Genomic DNA, 19,142 nt, shown 5'->3' with positions numbered 1-19,142 from the left:
TTTCCCGGGGAGGGCCTGAGCCATGCGCGCGATGCCGCTTTCCATCGGCACCATCCACTTCGTCGGCATCGGCGGCATCGGCATGTCGGGCATCGCCGAGGTGCTGCACAATCTCGGCTATTCCGTCCAGGGCAGCGACATCGCCGACAACTACAATGTCGCGCGTCTGCGCACCCTGGGCATCCGGGTGGAGATCGGCCACCGGGCGGAGAATCTGGGCGAGGCGGCGGTCGTCGTCATCTCCTCCGCCGTCCGGACCGACAATCCGGAGGTCGTGGCCGCCCGCGCCGCCCTGGTGCCGGTCGTGCGCCGGGCGGAGGTGCTGGCCGAGCTGATGCGCCTGAAATGGTCGGTGGCGGTGGCCGGCACGCACGGCAAGACCACCACCACCTCCATGGTGGCGGCCCTGCTGGACGGGGCCGGCTTCGACCCGACCATCATCAACGGAGGCATCATCAACGCGCTCGGCACCAACGCCCGGCTGGGCAGCGGCGACTGGATGGTGGTCGAGGCGGACGAGAGCGACGGCACCTTCACGAAGCTGCCGGCGACCATCGCCATCGTCACCAACATGGACCCCGAGCATCTGGACTTCTACGGCACCTTCGAGAAGGAGCGGGAGGCGTTCGACCGCTTCGTCGAGAACATCCCGTTCTACGGCTTCGCCGCGCTCTGCACCGACCATCCGGAGGTGCAGGCCCTGGTCGCCCGCGTGGACCGGCGGATCGTCACCTACGGCTTCAACCCGCAGGCCGACGTGCGCGCCGTCAATGTCGAGGGCGACCACCGCGGCGCCTTCTACGACGTGCAGGTGTCCGAGCGGGTGACCGGCGAGGCGCGCACCATCGAGCGGGTGCATCTGCCCATGTACGGGCTGCACAACGTCCAGAACTCGCTCGCCGCCATCGCCGTCGCCATCAACATGGGCATCGCGGACGAGCAGATCCGCGCCAGCTTCGCCCGCTTCAGCGGCGTCAAGCGCCGCTTCACCAGGACGGGCGAATCCAACGGGGTGGTCGTGATCGATGATTACGGCCACCATCCGGTGGAGATCCAGGCGGTGCTGAAGGCCGCGCGGATGGCCGGCCGCGGCCGCACCATCGCGGTCGTACAGCCGCACCGCTACAGCCGCCTCTCCTCGCTGTTCGAGGAGTTCTGCACCTGCTTCAACGATGCCGACGCCGTAATCGTGGCGGACGTCTACGCCGCGGGCGAACAGCCCGTCGAGGGCGCCTCGAAGGAGGCGCTGGTGGAGGGTCTGCGCACCCACGGCCACCGCAACGTGCAGGCCCTGCCCTCGCCCGAGGCGCTGGCCGGCATCGTGCGCGATCTGGCGCAACCGGGCGACATGGTCGTCTGCCTGGGGGCCGGCAGCATCACCGGCTGGGCCAACCGGCTGCCGGCAGAGCTGGATGCGCTCTATGGCATCGCCGGCGGGACGACGCCGGCGCCCAAGGCGGGGGGCACCTGATGATGGCCGCCGAGCCCCTGTCGGGTCCCCATCTGATCGACCGCCTGCCGCGCGTCCGCGGGCGGCTGACGGCGGACGCGCCCCTGGGGCCGATGACCTGGTTCCGGGTCGGCGGGGCGGCGGACGTGCTGTTCCGGCCGGCTGACGCCGACGATCTGGCCGTGTTCCTGGCCGGCTGCCCGGCGGATGTGCCGGTCACCGTGATCGGCGTCGCCAGCAACCTGCTGGTCCGCGACGGCGGCGTGCCCGGCGTGGTGATCCGCCTGGGCGGCCCCTTCGCGGAGATCGCCGTGGAGGGTGACCGGCTGGTCGCCGGGGCCGGGGCGCTGGACTACAACGTCGCCCTCACCGCCCGGCACGAGGGGCTGGCGGGGCTGGAGTTCCTCTCCGGCATCCCCGGCACGATCGGCGGCGCCCTGCGCATGAACGCCGGCGCCTACGGGCGGGAGACGGCCGATCTGGTGGTCATGGCCGAGGGCATCGACCGCGCCGGCCGGCGCCTGCGTTTCGACCGCGCCGGGCTGCATCTCGGCTACCGCCACTGCGGCGTGCCCGAGGACGTGATCTTCACCGGCGCCGTGCTGCAAGGCACGCCGGGGGACAAGGCCGCCATCGCCACGGCCATGGACGCCATCCAGAAGGCACGGGCGGACAGCCAGCCGGTGCGGGCGCGCACCGGCGGGTCCACCTTCGCCAACCCGGACCCGGAACTGTCGGGCGGAGCCAAGGCCTGGCAGCTCATCGACCGCGCCGGCTGCCGCGGGCTGCGGATCGGCGGCGCCCAGGTCTCGGAGAAGCACTGCAATTTTCTGCTGAACCTGGGCGATGCCAGCGCCACCGACCTGGAGGCGCTGGGCGAGGAGGTCCGCCGGCGGGTGCTGGAGACGAGCGGGATCGACCTGCGCTGGGAGATCCGGCGGATCGGCCGGCCGGTCCGGGAGATCACGCCATGATGAACGCGGCGAAGTCTTGCCGAGTCTTGCCGGCGACCCGCCGGACCTTCTGCGGAGTCATCGCGCCGGCTTCGGCCGGGGGGGTGTCCGGGCGGTTCGACTCGGTCGTGCGGCCGCATTCCATAGACGTCGTGATGACCACTACCACAAAATCTTGCGTTTCCTTTTCCATCTGCGAAGGTCTAGAAGTGGCTCCCCGTCCGGCCGGGACGGACGGGGACGCCGGATGGGGAGCGGGATCATGAACCAACGCCGCCCGACGCGGGTGGCCGTCCTGATGGGCGGCTGGTCGGCAGAGCGTGACGTGTCGCTGGTCAGCGGCCGGTCCGTCGCGGCCGCGCTGGAGGAGCGCGGCTACGCGGTGACGGCGGTGGACGTGCAGCGCGACCTGCCGGCCCTGCTGCACGCCCTGACCCCACGGCCGGACGTGGTCTTCAACGCCCTGCACGGCCGCGGCGGGGAGGACGGGCTGATCCAGGGCGTGCTGGAGTATCTGGGCATCCCCTACACCCATTCCGGCGTGCTGGCCTCCGCCCTGGCCATGAACAAGGAGATGACCCGGCGCGTCCTGGCCGCCGTCGGCATGCCGGTGCCCGACGGGGTGACGGTGACGCGCGAAGAGATCCTGGCCGGGCATCCGATCGAGCCGCCCTATGTCGTGAAGCCGGTGGACGAGGGCTCGTCCGTCGGTGTCCGCATCGTCCGCCCCGGCCAGAACCAGTCGGTGCTGGAGGAAGGCGGCTGGGCGCACGGCGAGCGGGTGCTGGTCGAGCGCTTCATCCCCGGCCGCGAGCTGACCGTGGGCGTGATGGGCGACCGCGCCCTGGCGGTGACGGAGATCGTGCCGCGCTCCGGCTTCTTCGACTACGCCGCCAAGTACACCGAGGGCGAGGCCGTCCACGTCTGCCCGGCGCAGATCCCGCAGGAGATCCAGGAGGAGGCGCTGCGGCTGGCCCTGCTGGCGCACCGGACCCTGGGATGCAGCGGCGTCAGCCGCAGCGATTTCCGCTGGGACGACAGCCAGGCCGGCACCGGCGGCCTCTACTTCCTGGAGACCAACACGCAGCCCGGCTTCACGGCCCTGTCGCTGCTGCCGGAACAGGCGGCGTCGCTGGGCATCGGCTTCGCCGAGCTGTGCGCCTGGATCGTGGAGCAGGCCCGATGCCACGCGTGAGCGCCGCCGCCTACGACACCGGCCGGGGCACGGCCGACAGCCACCGGGCGAAGATCGCCGCGGCGGCCCGGCGCGCCACCATGCAGGCGGCCCGCCGCGCCAACCGCCGCCGCGCCCTGCCGCGCTGGGCCCTGCCCTCCCTGCGCGCCGGCCTGAAGCTGAGCCCGGTGCTGCTGCTGGCCGGGTTCCTGGCCTGGGTCTGGGCCGACGGCCGGCTGCCGGAGATGGCCGAAGGGGCGTCCGAGGGCTTCGTCCGCGCCACGGCCGAGGCCGGGCTGGCCGTGTCCGAGGTGCTGGTGAAGGGCCGGGCGGAGACGGACGGCGCCGCCGTGCTGGCGGCACTGGGGGTCGGGACCGGCTCGCCCATGCTGACCTTCGATCCCCATGCCGCCCAGGCGGCCTTGCAGGCCATCCCCTGGGTCGCCGCCGCGACGGTGGAGCGCCGCCTGCCGGGAACGATCTTCGTCCAGCTCGTCGAGCGGACGCCCATGGCGCTCTGGCAGCACGAGCAGAAGCTCTATCTGGTGGACGCCGACGGTGTGGTGCTGACCGACGAGCGGCTGGAGCGCTGGCCCGACCTGCCGATGCTGGTGGGGGCGGACGCGCCCAGTCACGGCCGCACGCTGCTGGCCCTGCTGGCGGCGGAGCCGCTGATCGGGGCCCGGGTCGAGGCGGCCGTGCTGGTCGGTGGCCGGCGCTGGGACCTGCGTCTGGACAACGGCGTGGATGTGCGCCTGCCGGAGAAGGACGTGGCCGCGGCCCTGCGCCAGCTCGCCACCGTGCAGCAGACGAACAGGGTGCTGGAGCGGGACATCGTCGCGGTGGACCTGCGGGTGCCCGACCGGCTGGTCGTGCAGACCTCCGCGCAGGCGGCGGAGCAGCGCCGCGAGGCGCAGCGGCAGAAGAAGATCTGAGGGGGCGGCGGGCATGGCATTTCCGGGGGCGCTGAACGTCAGAAGCAGACCGAAGCGGGTGTCGCGCGGGGGCACCATCGCCGCGCTCGATGTCGGCTCGGGCAAGGTCGTCTGCTTCATCGCCAAGGTGGACGACCCCGGATCGATCCGTGTCGTGGGCATCGGTCATCAGGTCAGCCGCGGCGTGCGCGCCGGAGCCATCGTGGACATGGAGCAGGCCGAGACCGCCATCGGCACCGCCGTCCATGCCGCCGAGACCATGGCCGGCGAGCAGATCCGCGAGGTCCTGGTGAGCCTGTCCGGCGGCCAGCCGGAGAGCCAGACCATAACGGTGGAGACCGCCATCGCCGGGCAGGTGGTCAATGACGGCGACCTCAAGCGCGCCCTGGCCCAGGCCCACAACCTGAACGTCGCCCCCGATGCCGAGCTGATCCACTCCATCCCCGTGGGCTACACGGTGGACGGCTCCAAGGGCATCCGCGAGCCGCGCGGCATGGTCGGCGAGCGGCTGGGCGTGCGCCTGCACGCGGTCACCACCGCCGCCAACCCGATCCGCAACCTGACGACCTGCATCGGCCGCTGCCACCTGGGCGTGGAGGGCTTCGTCCTGAGCCCCTACGCCTCGGGCCTCGCCTGCCTGGTCGAGGACGAGATGGATCTGGGCGTCACCCTGATCGACATGGGCGGCGGCACCACGACCATGTCCGTCTTCTTCGACGGCAAGATGATCTGGTGCGACAGCATCCCGCTGGGCGGCGGCCATGTCACGAACGACATCGCGCGCGGCCTGACCACGCCGCTGGCCCACGCCGAGCGGCTGAAGACCCTTTATGGCAGCGCCATCCCCACCGTCTCCGACGAGCGCGAGATCATCGACGTGCCCCAGGTCGGAGAGGAGGAGCACGCGCAGGCCAACCACGTCCCGAAGTCGCTGCTGGTGGGCATCATCCAGCCCCGGCTGGAGGAGATCTTCGAGCTGGCCCGCGGCCGCCTGGAGGCGTCCGGGGTCGGCAAGCTGGCCGGCCGGCGCGTCGTGCTGACCGGCGGCGCCAGCCAGCTTCCCGGCATGCGCGAGCTGGCGCAGCAGGTGCTGGACAAGCAGGTCCGCACCGGCCGGCCGCTGCGCATCGGCGGGCTGGCGGAAAGCGTCGGCGGACCGGCCTTCTCCGCCGCCGCCGGCCTGCTCGTCTACGCCCTCCAGCAGCAGACGGAACTTCCGGCCCTTGCTCCGCTGGTCGAACAGCAACCGTCCGGCTGGCTGGGCCGGGTCGGTCTATGGCTCCGGGAGAACCTATGACCGACGATGAACGACCTCCCCCCGGGCGAAGGCGCCGCCCGATCGCGCAAGCGCCCCTTCGCCAGTGCCGTCCGCGACCCGAGACACTCCTAGCCCCAGGGAGAGACCGATGACCATCAAGCTCAGCATCCCCACCGTCGACGTGCAGAGCCGCCCCCGCATCACCGTCTTCGGCGTCGGCGGCGCCGGCGGCAATGCGGTGAACAACATGATCCGCGCCAACCTGGAAGGCGTGGAGTTCGTGGTCGCCAACACCGACGCCCAGGCCCTGACGTGCAGCCAGGCCAGCAAGCGGGTCCAGCTCGGCAGCACCATCACCCGGGGGCTGGGCGCCGGGTCGCGCCCCGATGTCGGCCGTGCGGCGGCCGAGGAGCAGCTTGAGGAGATCCTCTCCCACCTCGACGGCACCAACATGGCCTTCATCACCGCCGGCATGGGCGGCGGAACGGGCACGGGGGCGGCCCCGGTGATCGCGCGGGCGGCCCGCGAACAGGGCATCCTGACGGTCGGCGTGGTGACCAAGCCGTTCCACTTCGAAGGCGCGCACCGCATGCGCATCGCCGAGGCCGGCATCCAGGAGCTGGCCCAGTTCGTCGATACGCTGATCATCATCCCGAACCAGAACCTGTTCCGCGTCGCCACCGAGAAGACGACCTTCGCCGACGCCTTCAAGATGGCGGACGACGTGCTGCACGCGGGCGTCCGCGGCGTCACCGACCTGATGGTGATGCCCGGCCTCATCAACCTGGACTTCGCCGACATCCGCACCGTGATGACGGAGATGGGCAAGGCCATGATGGGCACCGGCGAGGCCGACGGCGACAACCGCGCCATCGCCGCAGCCGAGGCCGCCATCTCCAACCCGCTGCTGGACGACGTGTCCATGAAGGGCGCGCGCGGGGTGCTGATCAACATCACCGGCGGCCACGACCTGACCCTGTTCGAGGTGGACGAGGCGGCCAACCGCATCCGCGAGGAGGTCGATCCCGAAGCCAACATCATCTTCGGCTCCACCTTCGACCAGACGATGGAGGGGCGGGTCCGCGTCTCGGTGGTCGCCACCGGGATCGAGTCCATCGCCAGCGCCCAGCCGCGCGTGCCGGGGCAGCCGCAGCTCGCCGTCGTCGGCGGGCGCTCGCCGCACACGCCGGTCCGCTCCGTGCCGCAGGCCCCGGCCCGTGAAGCCATGCGTCCCGCCGGTTTCACCGCCGGCAATCTGGCGGCGTCCACCTATGTCAACCTGACCCCGGCGCCGATGCCGACCCCGGTCGCCGCCGAGCCCGACGCGGCCGCGATGCCGGCTCCGCTGCCGGAAGAGACGGCGCTGGAGGCCGCCCCGGTGGAGATGGGCGCGCCCGTCCCGACCGAGGCGCAGAGGCCGATGTTCGAGCAGGCCGGCCCGCGTGGCCCGGCGGCTCCGCAGGGGCCGCTGCGCGGCGAACGCCGCGAGGGCGCCTTCATCCCGCCGCGGGCGGCCGATCCCGGCCCGCGCCTGGGGCCGGCCACGCCGGACCGCTATGCCGCCCCGGGGCCGGACGCGAAGCGCCCCAGCCTGTTCCAGCGCATGCTCGGCATCGGGGGGCAGCCGGCGCAGCCCGCCCCCGCGCCGCGGATGCCGGCCCCTGCCCCGACAGCGCCGCGCAACCCCTTGCAGGCCCAGCCGCCGGTGGGGGCCGCCGCTCCCGTCGGCCCGGAGGCCGGTGCCCGTCCCAAGGCGCCGTCGCCCGAGGAGGATCACCTGGACATCCCCGCCTTCCTCCGCCGGCAGGCGAACTGAGGACGGCGTCGGGCCGCGACTCACGTCCGGTCCGATCGGAGGAGAGGTCCGCCGGGCCGCTCCGATATTGCGCTGCGGAAGACGCCGGCCCGGTTCTGCCGGGCCGGCGTCCGTCTGTGCGCACCGTCACACCCTGACGCCGATTCCGCCATGCCGATCAAGACCGTAGCGGAGGGTCGAAAGCGTCGCTGACGTAACAATCGGTAACAAAGAGTGATTTGAGCCGGGACTCCCCCGCTGTTATCTGAACGGTGTGCCCCTGCCCGTTCTGCCGCACTGCGGAACGCCCGTGCGGACGGCCCGTACCGGAAAAATCTCCGGAGCGGAGCCCCTGCCGGCTCCCGGAAACGGGAACCGGGTCCGACCGGCAACGATACGCCAGACCGGCGGACGGAACGGGGACGGCATACCGAATCACCCGCCGCACCGGTTCCCGGCGCCTCCCGCCGGACCCTGACCGGGCCGCAGGCGGCCCTGTTCCCGGCGACAATGAAGAGTCGAGCCTCCATGTCCCGCCAGACGACCCTGAAAGCCCCGATCAACTGCACCGGCACCGGCCTGCATTCCGGCCAGCGGGTGAACATGACCCTGGCGCCCGCCCCGGCCGGCACCGGCATCGTGTTCCGCCGCACGGATCTGGTCGCCAAGGGGGCGACGGACGAGCAGGCGACCATCCCGGCGCGCTGGGATCAGGTGGTCGATACCCGCCTCTGCACGGTGGTCGGCAACGCCTACGGCGCCCAGGTCGGCACGGTCGAGCATCTGATGTCGGCGCTGCGCGGCTGCGGCATCGACAATCTGCGGGTCGATCTGGACGGCCCGGAAGTGCCGATCATGGACGGCAGCGCGGCCCCCTTCGTCTTCCTGGTGGAATGCGCCGGCCGCGCCGTCCAGACCGCCCCGCGCCGCCACCTGCGCATCCTGCGCGAGGTGCGGGTGGAGGCCGGCGACAAGTCCGTCGCCCTGATGCCGGCCCCGGTCAGCAGCTTCCGCGTCGAGATCGACTTCAGCACCGCCGCCATCCGCCGGCAGGAGGGCGCGCTGCGCCTGGGCATCGGCGAGGATGACCGCACCTTCAAGGCGGAGGTCGCCCGCGCCCGCACCTTCGGCTTCCTGCATGAGGTGGACATGATGCGGAAGGCCGGGCTGGCGCGCGGCGGTTCGCTGGAGAATGCCGTCGTCATCGACGGCGACCGCATCGTCAACGAGGGCGGGCTGCGCTTCGGGGACGAGTTCGTCCGCCACAAGATCCTGGACGCGGTGGGCGATCTCTACATGGCCGGCGCCCCGATCATCGGCCATTTCCACGGTGTCCGTCCGGGGCACGAGATGAACAACCGCCTGCTGCGCGCCCTGTTCGCGGATGTCGGCGCCTTCCGCTGGGAAGAGACGGTACCGGCCCGCCCGCTGTGGGACGACGAGGACGAGCCGCTGGCCGCCATCGCCTGATCCCCGCCCCGCCCGCCTTCCCTGTGGCGGTGTTGCCATTCCCTGCCCTGCCCACCGCCGGAGCGGCCCCGCTGCTCCGGCGGTGCCATGATTGCGCCCCGGTCCGGCGGCATCCTCCGGGCAGCCCGCGCCCGCAGTTGCCGCTTGGCGGCAGGCCAAGTCCGCGTGCTATAAGTCCCCGTCCCTTGCTTCCAGGCAGCCGCTGAAGATGTCGTTGTCGATCCGCTTCGCCCGCCTCCGTCCCCGCCACGTCGCGGCGTCGGCCTCTCTCCTGTTGCTGGCGGCCTGCGCCGGCGAGAAGGAAGTGATCCCGTATGTCGAGCGTCCGGTGGAGCAGATCTATACCGAGGCGGCGAACGCGCTGGACAATGAGAACTACCTGAAGGCGGCCGCCCTGTTCGACGAGGTGGAGCGCCAGCACCCCTATTCGCAATGGGCGGTGCGGGCACAGCTCATGGCCGCCTATGCGCATTACGAGGCGATGCGCTACGATGACGCCATCACCACGCTGGACCGCTTCGTCTCCCTGCACCCGGGCAACCGCAACGCGGCCTACGCCTATTACCTGAAGGCGCTCTGCTATTATGAGCAGATCTCCGACGTGCGCCGCGACCAGAGCATGACGGAAAGCGCCCTGACCGCCTTGCAGGACGTGGCGCGCCGTTTCCCGGCCACCGCCTATGCCCGCGACGCCAACCTGAAGCTGGACCTGACCCGCGACCATCTGGCCGGCAAGGACATGGAGGTCGGCCGCTACTATCTGATCACCGGGCAGTACATGGCCGCGATCAAGCGGTTCCGCCGCGTCGTGGACAGGTACCAGACCACCAGCCATGTGCCGGAGGCGCTGCACCGGCTGACCGAGGCCTATCTCGCCCTGGGCATCGTGGACGAGGCGCAGGCCACGGCCGCGCTGCTGGGCCACAACTATCCGGGCAGCGAGTGGTATCAGCGCACCTACACCCTGATGACCGACAGCCGCCCGGCGGCGGAACGCGGCTTCTTCAGCCGCGCCTGGGACTGGATGTTCTGATGACCGCCCTGCCCGCAGCCGTCCCGGCCGGCGGGCCGGGCCTCCGCTGACCCGGACCATGCTGGTCACCCTCTCGATCCGCGACGTCGTCCTGATCGACCGCCTGACCCTGGCTTTCCGGCCGGGGCTCTGCGTGCTGACCGGAGAGACCGGCGCGGGCAAGTCGATCCTGCTGGACGCGCTGGGGCTGGCCCTGGGGGCCCGCGGCGACAGCGCGCTGGTCCGCCACGGGGCGGAGCAGGCCGCCGTGACCGCGGAGTTCGACCTGTCCGGCCATCCCGACCACCCCGCCCTGGGCATCCTGCGCGAGCAGGAGCTGGAGGCGGAGGACACGCTGGTGCTGCGCCGCACCGTCAGCGCCGACGGGCGCTCCCGCGCCTTCGTCAACGACCAGCCGGTGGGCGTGACCCTGCTGCGCCGGCTGGGTGAGACGCTGGTGGAGGTCCATGGCCAGTTCGACACGCACGGCCTGCTGGACCCACGCACGCATCTGGGACTACTGGACGAGTATGCCGGCCTGGGCGATGCCGCCCGCGCCACCGCCGTCGCCTGGCGCGGCTGGCGGCAGGCAGATCAGGCCCGTCAGCAGGCCGCCGAGGACGCCGCCCGCGCCCGCGCCGAGGAGGAGTATCTCCGGCACGCCGTGGCCGAGCTGGACAGCCTGGACCCACGCGACGGGGAAGAGGCGGAGCTGGCGGAGAAGCGGGTCACCCTGCAACACCGCGAAAGGCTGATCGAGGCGATCAACGGCGCCCATGCAGAGCTGTCCGGCGACCGCGGGGCGGAGCGCGGGCTGGCCGCGTCCCTGCGCCTGCTGGCCCGTATCGCCGACAAGGCCGGCGGCCGTCTGGACCCGGTCATCCAGGTGCTGGACGAGGCCGCGGCGGAGGTGGCGGAGGCTGCCCGCGCGCTCCAGGCGCTCTCCGCCGACATCGACCTGGACGGCGGCAGCCTGGAGAAGATCGAGGAGCGCCTGTTCGCCCTGCGCGCCGCCGCCCGCAAGCATGGGGTGGAGGTGGACGGCCTTGCCGGGCTGCGGGCGGAGATGGCGCGGCGGCTGGCGCTGATCGAGGACCAGGGCGATCTGCTGCACCGCCTCGCCAAGGAAGCGGAGGACGCCAAGGCCCGCTTCACCGCCGCGGCGCGCGAGCTGTCCGCCGCCCGCGCCAGAGCGGCCGGAAAGCTGGACAAGGCGGTGGCGGCGGAACTGGCGCCCCTGAAGCTGGAGAAGGCCCGCTTCGTCACCCGCGTGGCCCCGACCGAGGAGACGGCCTGGGGGCCGCACGGCATCGACGATGTCAGCTTCACCGTGGCGACCAACCCCGGCGCCCCGCCGGGACCGCTGGCGAAGATCGCCTCGGGCGGCGAGCTGGCGCGCTTCATGCTGGCGCTGAAGGTGGTGCTGGCCCAGCTCGGCACCGTACCGACGCTCGTCTTCGACGAGGTGGACACCGGCATCGGCGGCGCCGTGGCCGACGCCGTGGGCGAGCGGCTGGCCCGGCTGGGCCGCGCGCTCCAGGTGCTGGTCGTCACCCACAGCCCGCAGGTGGCGGCCCGCGGCGGACATCACTGGCAGGTGCGCAAGAAGGCCGCCGCCGGCCGCACGGTGACGGAGGTCGCGGCCCTGGACGCGACGCAGCGGCGGGAGGAGATCGCCCGCATGCTCTCCGGCGCCGAGGTGACCGACGCCGCCCGCGCCGCCGCGGACAGCCTGCTGGCCAAGGCGTGAGCCCGCCCGGCAGCGCGCTGCCGGTGGCGGAGGGGGCCGGACCGGAAGCCGCCCCGCTGATCCTGACGCTGGCCTTCGACGACCGCTCCTTCGCCCGTTTCGAGGCGCTGCGCCGGGCGCATTTCCCGCCGGAGCGCAACCTGATCCCCGCGCACCTGACCCTGTTCCACCATCTGCCGGGGACGCAGCTTCCCGTCATCCTGGCCGACCTGCGCCGGACCTGCCGGGACGAGGCACCGTTCCCCCTGGCGGTGACGGGGCTGCGCTCGCTGGGCCGCGGCGTCGCCCTCACCCTGGCCGCCCCGGCGCTGGAGCGGCTGCGCGACCGGCTGGCCGCGCTCTGGTCGGACTGGCTGATCCCGCAGGACCGGCAGGCGCACCGGCCGCACGTCACCATCCAGAACAAGGTCGAGCCGGCGGCGGCGAAGACCCTGCTGGCGGACCTCTCCGCCGGGTTCGCGCCCTGGACGGCGCGGGCCGAGGGGCTGCTGCTCTGGCGCTACCATGGCGGCCCGTGGGAGCGGCTGGCACGGCTGCCCTTCACCGCCCGGCGGTCATGACTCGAAGCCCCTGGCGGTGTAGAAGTCGGCGACCCCGGCGCCGCGGCGTCGGGCTCCCCGTCCCCACCCTGCCGGCACGCCCATGTCCGACCTGTCCGAGACCCGCCACATCCCGGTCGAGACCCTGACCCTGGACCAGGCAGCGGCCGAGCACGCCGCCCTGGTGCGGGAGATCGCGCACCACCGCGCGCTCTACTACGGCAAGGACGCGCCGGAGATCGCGGATTCCGCCTACGACGCGCTGGAGCACCGGCTGGCCGGGCTGGAGGCGCGCTTCCCCGAGCTGGTCAGCCCCGACAGCCCGACGCAGACCGTGGGCGCCGCCCCGTCCGCCGGCTTCGGCAAGGTGCGCCATCGCGTGCCCATGCTGTCGCTGGACAACGCCTTCACGGCCGAGGATGTGGACGGCTTCGTCGAGCAGATCGCCCGCTTCCTGAACCTGAAGGAGGTGGACGGGCTGGAATTCGTGGCCGAGCCGAAGATCGACGGGCTGTCGCTCTCCCTGCGCTACGAGAACGGCGCGCTGGCGCAGGCCGCCACCCGCGGCGACGGCACGGAGGGGGAGGACGTCACCGCGAACGTCCGCACCATCCGCGAGATCCCCGACCGGCTGCCGGCGGGGGCTCCCGCCGTGCTGGAGGTGCGCGGCGAGGTCTACATGGTCCGGGAGGAGTTCTTCGCGCTGAACCGCCGGCAAGCGGAGGCGGGGGAGAAGGTCTTCGCCAACCCGCGCAACGCCGCCGCCGGCAGCCTGCGCCAGCTCGATCCGTCGGTCACGGCGAAGCGGCCGCTCTGCTTCTTCGCCTACAGTTGGGGCGACCTGTCGGAACCGCTGGCGGCAACCCAGTGGGATGCCCTGCAACGGCTGAAGGCCCTGGGCTTCAGCGTCCCGGCGCAGAGCCGGCTCTGCCGCAGCAAGGCGGAACTGCTGGAGTTCTATGCCGCGATCGGCGCCGGCCGGGCCGCCCTGCCCTTCGACATCGACGGCGTGGTCTACAAGGTCAACCGGCTGGACCTCCAGGAGCGGCTGGGCTTCCGCACCCGCACGCCGCGCTGGGCCACGGCGCACAAGTTCCCGGCGGAGCGGGCGCAGACGCTGCTGCGCGCCATCACCATCCAGGTCGGCCGCACCGGCGCGCTGACCCCGGTGGCGGAGCTGGAGCCGGTCACGGTGGGCGGTGTCGTCGTCAGCCGCGCCACCCTGCACAACGCCGACGAGATCGCGCGCAAGGACATCCGCGTGGGCGACACGGTGGTGGTGCAGCGCGCCGGCGACGTCATCCCGCAGGTGGTGGAGGTGGTGACCGACCGCCGCCCGGCCGACAGCGCGCCCTTCGTCTTCCCCGACCACTGCCCCGAGTGCGGCAGCGCCGCCCTGCGGGAGGAGGACGGGGCGGTCAGCCGCTGCACCGGCGGGCTGGTCTGCCCGGCCCAGGCGGTGGAGCGGCTGCGCCACTTCGTGTCGCGCAACGCCTTCGACATCGAGGGGCTGGGGATCGAGCGCATCCAGCTCTTCTACGACCAGGGCCGCATCCGCAGCCCGGCCGACATCTTCACCCTGGAGCGGCGGGAGGAGCAGCGGCTGGACCGGCTGGTGTCCATGACCGGCTTCGGCCGCCGGTCCGTGGAGAACCTGTTCCGCGCCATCGATGCCCGCCGCCGCATCCCGCTGGACCGCTTCATCTTCGCGCTGGGCATCCGGCAGGTCGGGGAGGCGACGGCGAAGCTGCTGGCGCGGACCTACCGCAGCATCGGCCACTGGACGGAGCGCATGGCCGCCGCCGCCGCCGAGCGCAGCGCCAACCCGGACGAGGCGAAGAAGCCGGAGCTGGTGGGCGAGGCGTATGCCGAGCTGTGCGCCATCGAACAGATCGGCATGAGCGTGGCGGACGACATCTGCGCCTTCTTCGCCGAGAAGCACAACCGCGATGCCCTGGACGATCTGCTGAAGGAGCTGGAGGCGGTGGAGGACCATGTGCCGCCGCCGCAGGCCGACGGCAGCCCCGTGGCCGGGAAGACGGTGGTCTTCACCGGCACGCTGGAGACCATGGGCCGCAGCGAGGCGAAGGCGCGGGCCGAGGCCCTGGGCGCCAAGGTCGCGGGCTCCGTCAGCGGCAAGACGGACTATGTGGTCGTCGGGGCGGACGCCGGCTCCAAGGCGGCGAAGGCGCGCGAGCTGGGCCTCACGATCCTGACCGAGCAGGAATGGCTGGCGCTGATCGGCCCGCCGGGCGGGGCGTAGGAGCGGCGCCGGGCAGGCAGCAGGGCCGCCATCGGTTGGGGAATTCCGCTACCCGATGACGGTTCCCGCCACCGGCGGATGGAATGCCCCCTGGATTTCCGGGGGATTCCGGGCCGGCACGGCGCTTGCTTTGAGGGGGGAAGTCCATCGCTACGAGGCTTTCCCATGTTGCGTTCCCTGCTCGCCGCCACGGCTCTCGTCGCCGTCAGCGTCCCCGCCCTGGCCTTCGGGCCGCAGGACTACACGGCCCGCGGCATCACCGTGGACGGGGTAGTCGGCACCCTGGACGTGACCGTCATCCCCGGTCCGGGTCCCGTCACCGTCGCCATCAGCGGCCCGCAGGCCCGGATCGACCGGGTCAGCGTGAGGCAGGACGGCGACCGCGTCGTGCTGGAGCAGGACAACAGCGACCGCCGCACCTGGCGCGACTCCGACCGCGATCTCTGGATCGCCGTGAAGGTCACGCTGCCGGCGGGCAGCGGCCTGACGGTGGAGGATTTCATCGGCGAGGGTCGCGTGGGCGACCTGCGCGGCCCGCTGGCCGTGGACGACATGACCTCCGGCACCCTGACCGTCGGCGCCGTGACGACGGCCAGCCTGGACGTCAGCGGCAGCGGCGACATCACCGTCGGCGCCATCTCCGGCGATCTGGCGGTGGACATCAACGGCTCGGGCAAGGTGAAGACCGGCCCCGCCGCCGGAGCCGTGACGCTGGAGATCGACGGGTCCGGCGATATCGAGATCGCCAGCGTCTCCGGCCCCGTCGCGGCCGAGATCAACGGCTCGGGCGACATCGCCCTGCGCGGCGGCCGCGCCGATCCCCTGTCCGTGTCGATCGCGGGGTCCGGCGACCTGACCCTGGACGGCACGGCCGGCAGCCAGAGCATCAGCCAGTCCGGCTCCGGCAAGGTCACCATCACCGGCAGGCGCTGAGGAGGTCCGGCATGTTCCGCCCTGATCCGTCCCGCCCCGCCCGGGGCCGCCGTGCCGCGGCGGCGGCCCTGTTGACCGCCCTTCTCCTTCCCGTGCCGGCGGCCCTGGCGGCCCCGCAGGAGTTCGACGCCCGCGCCTTCCGCATCGAGGACCTGATCGGCGAGGTGACCGTGACGGTGGCGACCGGCACGGGCCGGATCGGCGTCAGCCTCGACGGGCCGGCCGATCTGGTGGACCGCACCAGCGTCACCCTGCGCAACGGCGAGGTGGTGCTGGATCAGGACCTCGACGGGCTGGGCCGCCGCACCCTTGACCGCGACGACACCGTCCGTGTCCGGGTCAGCGTGCCGGCCGGCAGCGCCGTCACCGTCGGCAACCTGATCGGGGAGGCCCGGATCGGCGATCTGGACGGGCCGCTGACCCTGGCCCTGACCTCGGCCGCGGAGGTGGAGACGGGCCGGGTCGCCCGCGCCGACCTGCGCATCTCCGGCGCCGGCTCCGTCACCGTGGGCGACGTGGCCGGGGCGCTGAAGCTCACCATCAGCGGGGCCGGCGACGTCACCACCGGCGCCGTCGCGGGGCCGGCCGACGTCAGCATCAGCGGCACAGGCCAGGTGGAGATCGCCGCCGTCTCCGGCCCCGTCAGCATCGAGATGAGCGGCATGGCCGACGTCGCCGTGCGCGGCGGCCATACCCCGCGGCTGGAGGCCAGCATCAGCGGTCTGGGCAGCCTGTCCTTCGACGGGGTGGCGGACAGCCGGTCGATCCGCAATTCCGGCATCGCCTCGGTCCGCATCCGCGACGACGGCGGCCGCTGATCCCCGGTCAGGGCGGCGGCATCAGGGTGCGCTCGGCGGGGAAGCGGATATGCACCGCCGTCCCCTGCTCCGGCGCCGTGCGGATCACCAGCGTCGCGCCGTGGAGCTGGGCCAGCGCCTTGACCAGCGACAGGCCCAGCCCGGCCCCGGCATGGCTGCGCGACAGGTCGCCGTGGAGCTGGCTGAACGGCTCCAGCGCCCGCGGCACGGCGGCCGGGTCCATGCCGATGCCGGTATCCACCACCGACAGCAGGATGCGCCGGTCCGGCTCCACCGCGGCGGAGAGGGTGACCGAGCCGCCGGAGCGGGTGAACTTGATCGCGTTGCTGGCAAGGTTGATGAGGATCTGGCGGATCGCCCGCTCGTCCGCCAGCAGCAGCGGCAGGGGCCGGGGCATGTCGCAGGCCAGCCCGACACCGGCCGCGTCCGCGGTCGCCTGCATCATCCGCTGCACCAGGGGCACCACCCGGCCCAGATCCACCCGCTGTTCGTTCAGGGCGGCCTTGCCCGCCTCGATGCGGGAATAGTCCAGCACGTCGTTGACCAGGGTCAGCAGGTGGTGGCCGCTCTCGTTGATGTCGCGGGCGTACTCCGCATACTGGTCGGAGACGGGCCCGTAGGCTTTCTCCGCGATGAGCTGGGAGAAGCCGATGACGGCGTTCAGCGGCGTGCGCAGCTCATGGCTCATGCTGGCCAGGAAGCGCGACTTCGCCTGATTCGACGCCTCCGCCTCCAGCTTGGCACTGGACAGCTCCTGCAACAGCCGGTCCTGCCGCCGCATCGTCTCGCCCACCCGGTCGATCACCCGGTTGTAGGCGGTGGCAATGGGTTCCACGTCCGACTCAGGCTCCACCGGCACGGGACGGTCGAAGCGCCCCTCCATCCGCTGCCGCTCCATCTCGCGGATGAGGTCGAGCATGGGGGAATGGGCCTCGTGCTCGGCCACGTTCAGGCCGGTCTCCTCCTGCGCCTCGGAGATGCGCAGCGGGTACAGCCGGTCGGCGAGGGCCAGCGCCAGGATGCCGACCCCGAAGGCGTAGACGCCGCAGGCCGCCACCCCCAGCGCCTGCACGGCGAGCTGGTCGGAAAGGTCGTGCCCGGTGCCCCAGTGCTGCGGGTCGCCCAGCAGGGCCACGGCCAGCGTGCCCCAGATGCCGGCGAACAGGTGGACCGGCACGGCGCCCACGGCATCGTCGATGCCCAGGCGCAGCAGCAGCTTCTCGCCCAGAAGGGCAAGCCCGCCGCCCACCGCCCCGACCAGAACGGCGGACTGGCCGTTCACGACATGACAGCAGGCGGTGATGGCGACCAGCCCGCCCAGGACCCCGTTCAGCAGATGCTCCACCCGGGCGCGCCGGTGCAGCGCCAGGGAGAGGAAATGGCCGGCCAGCCCGCCAGCGCAGGCGGCGATCATGGTGTGCAGGATGACAGCCGGCACGATCTCCAGATCGCCAAGCGCGCTGCCGCCGTTGAAGCCGATCCAGCCCAGCCAGAGCAGCAGCGTGCCCCCCGCCGCCATGGACAGGTTGTGCCCGGTCATCGCCCCCGAACGTGGCCCGAAGCGGCCCCGCCGCGGGCCGATCACCAGGATCGCCGCCAGCGACATCCAGCCGCCCACCGAATGCACGACGGTGGAGCCCGCGAAATCGATGAAGCCCAGCCGCGCCAGCCAGCCCGTCGGCCCGTCGCCCGCCATGCCGCCCCAGGCCCAGTGCCCGAACACCGGATAGACGAGGCCGGACAGCAGCGCCGACACCGCGACATAGCTGGAATAGCCCATCCGCTCGGCCACGGCGCCGGAGACGATGGTCGTCGCCGTGCCGCAGAACATGAGCTGGAAGAGAACGAACAGAAGATCGTCGGAACCGCCCTGATCGGGCATGAAACCGCTGGTTCCAATCAGACCGGCGAAGGATTCACCGAACATAATCCCGTAACCGAACACCCAGAACAGGAATCCGGCCACGCAGAAATCCATCACATTCTTGATGGCGACATTGACGCTGTTCTTGGCCCGGACGAAACCGACTTCCAGAAAACAGAAGCCGACCTGCATGACGAAGACCAGGGCGGTCGCCGACAGTACCCAGACCGACGCAACGCCCCCCAGTTCCATGACACCGCCACCCGGCCCCCAGCGCCGGACATATTAGTCCATAAGGAATGCTGATATTCCACCTTTGTTTAACTGCATGTGAATGCGCCGCGGCAGAAACGGACCGGACCGCCCCCGGAGCGGGTGGCGCCGGCGGCGTCCGCTTCCTATCTTGTCGGCCGGGCCGACCGGCCCCGCTGCGATCCCCCGACGCCGAAGGAGCTGGGCATGAAGTACCTCCACACCATGGTCCGCGTGACGAACCTGGAGGAATCGCTGGATTTCTACTGCACCAAGCTGGGGCTGAAGGAGGTCCGCCGCATGGAGAACGAGAAGGGCCGCTTCACGCTGGTCTATCTCGGCGCCGACGAGAACCCCGAAGCCCAGGTCGAGCTGACCTACAACTGGGACCCCGAGGTCTATACGGGCGGCCGCAACTTCGGCCATCTGGCCTTCGCGGTGGATGACATCTACGCCACCTGCCAGCGGCTGATGGACCAGGGTGTGACCATCAACCGGCCGCCGCGGGACGGCTACATGGCCTTCATCCGCTCGCCGGACAACATCTCCGTGGAGCTGTTGCAGAAGGGCGGCGCGCTGGAGCCGCGGGAACCCTGGACCAGCATGCCGAACACCGGCACCTGGTGAGGCGCCGCCGCCGGTCACGCGGCCGGCGGAGCGCGAATCGTCACGGGCG

General features: G+C 72.0%; 16 protein-coding genes. 14 read left to right on the top strand and 2 right to left on the bottom strand.

The features are described 5' to 3' along the window. Nucleotides 1-22: 22 nt before the first annotated feature. Both murC and murB read left to right on the top strand, forming a co-directional pair. Nucleotides 23-1,471, top strand: coding sequence for a UDP-N-acetylmuramate--L-alanine ligase (gene murC / locus ACFQPS_RS13195; RefSeq protein ID WP_377359697.1), 1,449 nt, complete (start codon nt 23-25; stop codon nt 1,469-1,471). Then, a complete protein-coding gene (gene murB / locus ACFQPS_RS13190; RefSeq protein ID WP_377359695.1) occupies nt 1,471-2,424 on the top strand; it encodes a UDP-N-acetylmuramate dehydrogenase in 954 nt (317 codons plus the stop codon). The genes murC and murB overlap by 1 nt, the downstream gene beginning before the upstream one ends. Here murB and ACFQPS_RS13185 read toward each other — a convergent pair. Continuing rightward, on the bottom strand, nt 2,414-2,596 hold the full coding sequence (locus ACFQPS_RS13185) for a hypothetical protein (RefSeq protein WP_377359693.1): 183 nt from the start codon (nt 2,594-2,596) through the stop codon (nt 2,414-2,416). The two genes, murB and ACFQPS_RS13185, sit on opposite strands and share 11 nt — an antisense overlap. A 69-nt stretch (nt 2,597-2,665) precedes the next feature. Here ACFQPS_RS13185 and ACFQPS_RS13180 point away from each other — a divergent pair, with 69 nt between their 5' ends. From ACFQPS_RS13180 to ACFQPS_RS13130, 11 genes are all read left to right on the top strand, one after another. After that, a complete protein-coding gene (locus ACFQPS_RS13180) occupies nt 2,666-3,598 on the top strand; it encodes a D-alanine--D-alanine ligase (RefSeq protein ID WP_377359691.1) in 933 nt (310 codons plus the stop codon). Then, nucleotides 3,586-4,512: a cell division protein FtsQ/DivIB gene (locus ACFQPS_RS13175; protein ID WP_377359689.1), complete on the top strand. Its 927-nt coding sequence runs from the start codon at nt 3,586-3,588 to the stop codon at nt 4,510-4,512. Before ACFQPS_RS13180 ends, ACFQPS_RS13175 begins: the two co-directional genes overlap by 13 nt. A 13-nt stretch (nt 4,513-4,525) precedes the next feature. After that, on the top strand, nt 4,526-5,809 hold the full coding sequence (gene ftsA, locus ACFQPS_RS13170; RefSeq protein ID WP_377359687.1) for a cell division protein FtsA: 1,284 nt from the start codon (nt 4,526-4,528) through the stop codon (nt 5,807-5,809). 109 nt (nt 5,810-5,918) lie between these two features. Next, entirely contained in the window at nt 5,919-7,586 is a 1,668-nt protein-coding gene (ftsZ, locus tag ACFQPS_RS13165; RefSeq protein WP_377359686.1) for a cell division protein FtsZ, read from the top strand. A 507-nt stretch (nt 7,587-8,093) separates the two neighbouring features. Next, nucleotides 8,094-9,035 carry a UDP-3-O-acyl-N-acetylglucosamine deacetylase gene (gene lpxC, locus ACFQPS_RS13160; protein ID WP_377359684.1) on the top strand — a complete coding sequence of 314 codons (942 nt, stop codon included), beginning with the start codon at nt 8,094-8,096 and terminating at the stop codon, nt 9,033-9,035. A gap of 208 nt (nt 9,036-9,243) precedes the next feature. Continuing rightward, the gene (locus tag ACFQPS_RS13155; protein WP_377359682.1) at nt 9,244-10,068 is read left to right on the top strand and encodes an outer membrane protein assembly factor BamD; all 825 of its coding nucleotides are present in this window, start codon (nt 9,244-9,246) and stop codon (nt 10,066-10,068) included. Between the two features lie 58 nt (nt 10,069-10,126). After that, nucleotides 10,127-11,797, top strand: coding sequence for a DNA repair protein RecN (gene recN, locus ACFQPS_RS13150; protein WP_377359681.1), 1,671 nt, complete (start codon nt 10,127-10,129; stop codon nt 11,795-11,797). Then, a complete protein-coding gene (locus tag ACFQPS_RS13145) occupies nt 11,794-12,357 on the top strand; it encodes a 2'-5' RNA ligase family protein (protein WP_377359680.1) in 564 nt (187 codons plus the stop codon). Before recN ends, ACFQPS_RS13145 begins: the two co-directional genes overlap by 4 nt. 82 nt (nt 12,358-12,439) lie before the next feature. Continuing rightward, a complete protein-coding gene (gene ligA, locus ACFQPS_RS13140; RefSeq protein WP_377359678.1) occupies nt 12,440-14,599 on the top strand; it encodes an NAD-dependent DNA ligase LigA in 2,160 nt (719 codons plus the stop codon). Nucleotides 14,600-14,764: 165 nt separating this feature from the next. Beyond that, nucleotides 14,765-15,532: a GIN domain-containing protein gene (locus tag ACFQPS_RS13135; RefSeq protein WP_377359676.1), complete on the top strand. Its 768-nt coding sequence runs from the start codon at nt 14,765-14,767 to the stop codon at nt 15,530-15,532. Nucleotides 15,533-15,543: 11 nt separating this feature from the next. Beyond that, entirely contained in the window at nt 15,544-16,350 is an 807-nt protein-coding gene (locus tag ACFQPS_RS13130) for a GIN domain-containing protein (protein WP_377359674.1), read from the top strand. Between the two features lie 7 nt (nt 16,351-16,357). Here ACFQPS_RS13130 and amt read toward each other — a convergent pair whose 3' ends face one another. Next, the gene (amt, locus tag ACFQPS_RS13125) at nt 16,358-18,466 is read right to left on the bottom strand and encodes an ammonium transporter (RefSeq protein ID WP_377359672.1); all 2,109 of its coding nucleotides are present in this window, start codon (nt 18,464-18,466) and stop codon (nt 16,358-16,360) included. Between the two features lie 207 nt (nt 18,467-18,673). Between amt and ACFQPS_RS13120 the strand changes: the two genes are divergently transcribed. Then, a complete protein-coding gene (locus ACFQPS_RS13120; RefSeq protein WP_377359670.1) occupies nt 18,674-19,093 on the top strand; it encodes a VOC family protein in 420 nt (139 codons plus the stop codon). Nucleotides 19,094-19,142: the final 49 nt, after the last annotated feature.

Source organism: Rhodocista pekingensis (assembly GCF_042665545.1).
Lineage (GTDB): Bacteria > Pseudomonadota > Alphaproteobacteria > Azospirillales > Azospirillaceae > Rhodocista > Rhodocista pekingensis.
Note: the sequence above shows the minus strand (reverse complement) of the source record. Positions and strands in the feature narration are given on the sequence as shown.

Bases quoted from the DNA above. Each gene is read 5' to 3' on its own strand.
- murC (WP_377359697.1), top strand. From the start codon at position 23: ATGCGCGCGATGCCGCTTTCCATCGGCACCATCCACTTCGTCGGCATC.
- murB (WP_377359695.1), top strand. From the start codon at position 1,471: ATGATGGCCGCCGAGCCCCTGTCGGGTCCCCATCTGATCGACCGCCTG.
- ACFQPS_RS13185 (WP_377359693.1), bottom strand. From the start codon at position 2,596: ATGGAAAAGGAAACGCAAGATTTTGTGGTAGTGGTCATCACGACGTCT.
- ACFQPS_RS13180 (WP_377359691.1), top strand. From the start codon at position 2,666: ATGAACCAACGCCGCCCGACGCGGGTGGCCGTCCTGATGGGCGGCTGG.
- ACFQPS_RS13175 (WP_377359689.1), top strand. From the start codon at position 3,586: ATGCCACGCGTGAGCGCCGCCGCCTACGACACCGGCCGGGGCACGGCC.
- ftsA (WP_377359687.1), top strand. From the start codon at position 4,526: ATGGCATTTCCGGGGGCGCTGAACGTCAGAAGCAGACCGAAGCGGGTG.
- ftsZ (WP_377359686.1), top strand. From the start codon at position 5,919: ATGACCATCAAGCTCAGCATCCCCACCGTCGACGTGCAGAGCCGCCCC.
- lpxC (WP_377359684.1), top strand. From the start codon at position 8,094: ATGTCCCGCCAGACGACCCTGAAAGCCCCGATCAACTGCACCGGCACC.
- ACFQPS_RS13155 (WP_377359682.1), top strand. From the start codon at position 9,244: ATGTCGTTGTCGATCCGCTTCGCCCGCCTCCGTCCCCGCCACGTCGCG.
- recN (WP_377359681.1), top strand. From the start codon at position 10,127: ATGCTGGTCACCCTCTCGATCCGCGACGTCGTCCTGATCGACCGCCTG.
- ligA (WP_377359678.1), top strand. From the start codon at position 12,440: ATGTCCGACCTGTCCGAGACCCGCCACATCCCGGTCGAGACCCTGACC.
- ACFQPS_RS13135 (WP_377359676.1), top strand. From the start codon at position 14,765: ATGTTGCGTTCCCTGCTCGCCGCCACGGCTCTCGTCGCCGTCAGCGTC.
- ACFQPS_RS13130 (WP_377359674.1), top strand. From the start codon at position 15,544: ATGTTCCGCCCTGATCCGTCCCGCCCCGCCCGGGGCCGCCGTGCCGCG.
- amt (WP_377359672.1), bottom strand. From the start codon at position 18,466: ATGGAACTGGGGGGCGTTGCGTCGGTCTGGGTACTGTCGGCGACCGCC.
- ACFQPS_RS13120 (WP_377359670.1), top strand. From the start codon at position 18,674: ATGAAGTACCTCCACACCATGGTCCGCGTGACGAACCTGGAGGAATCG.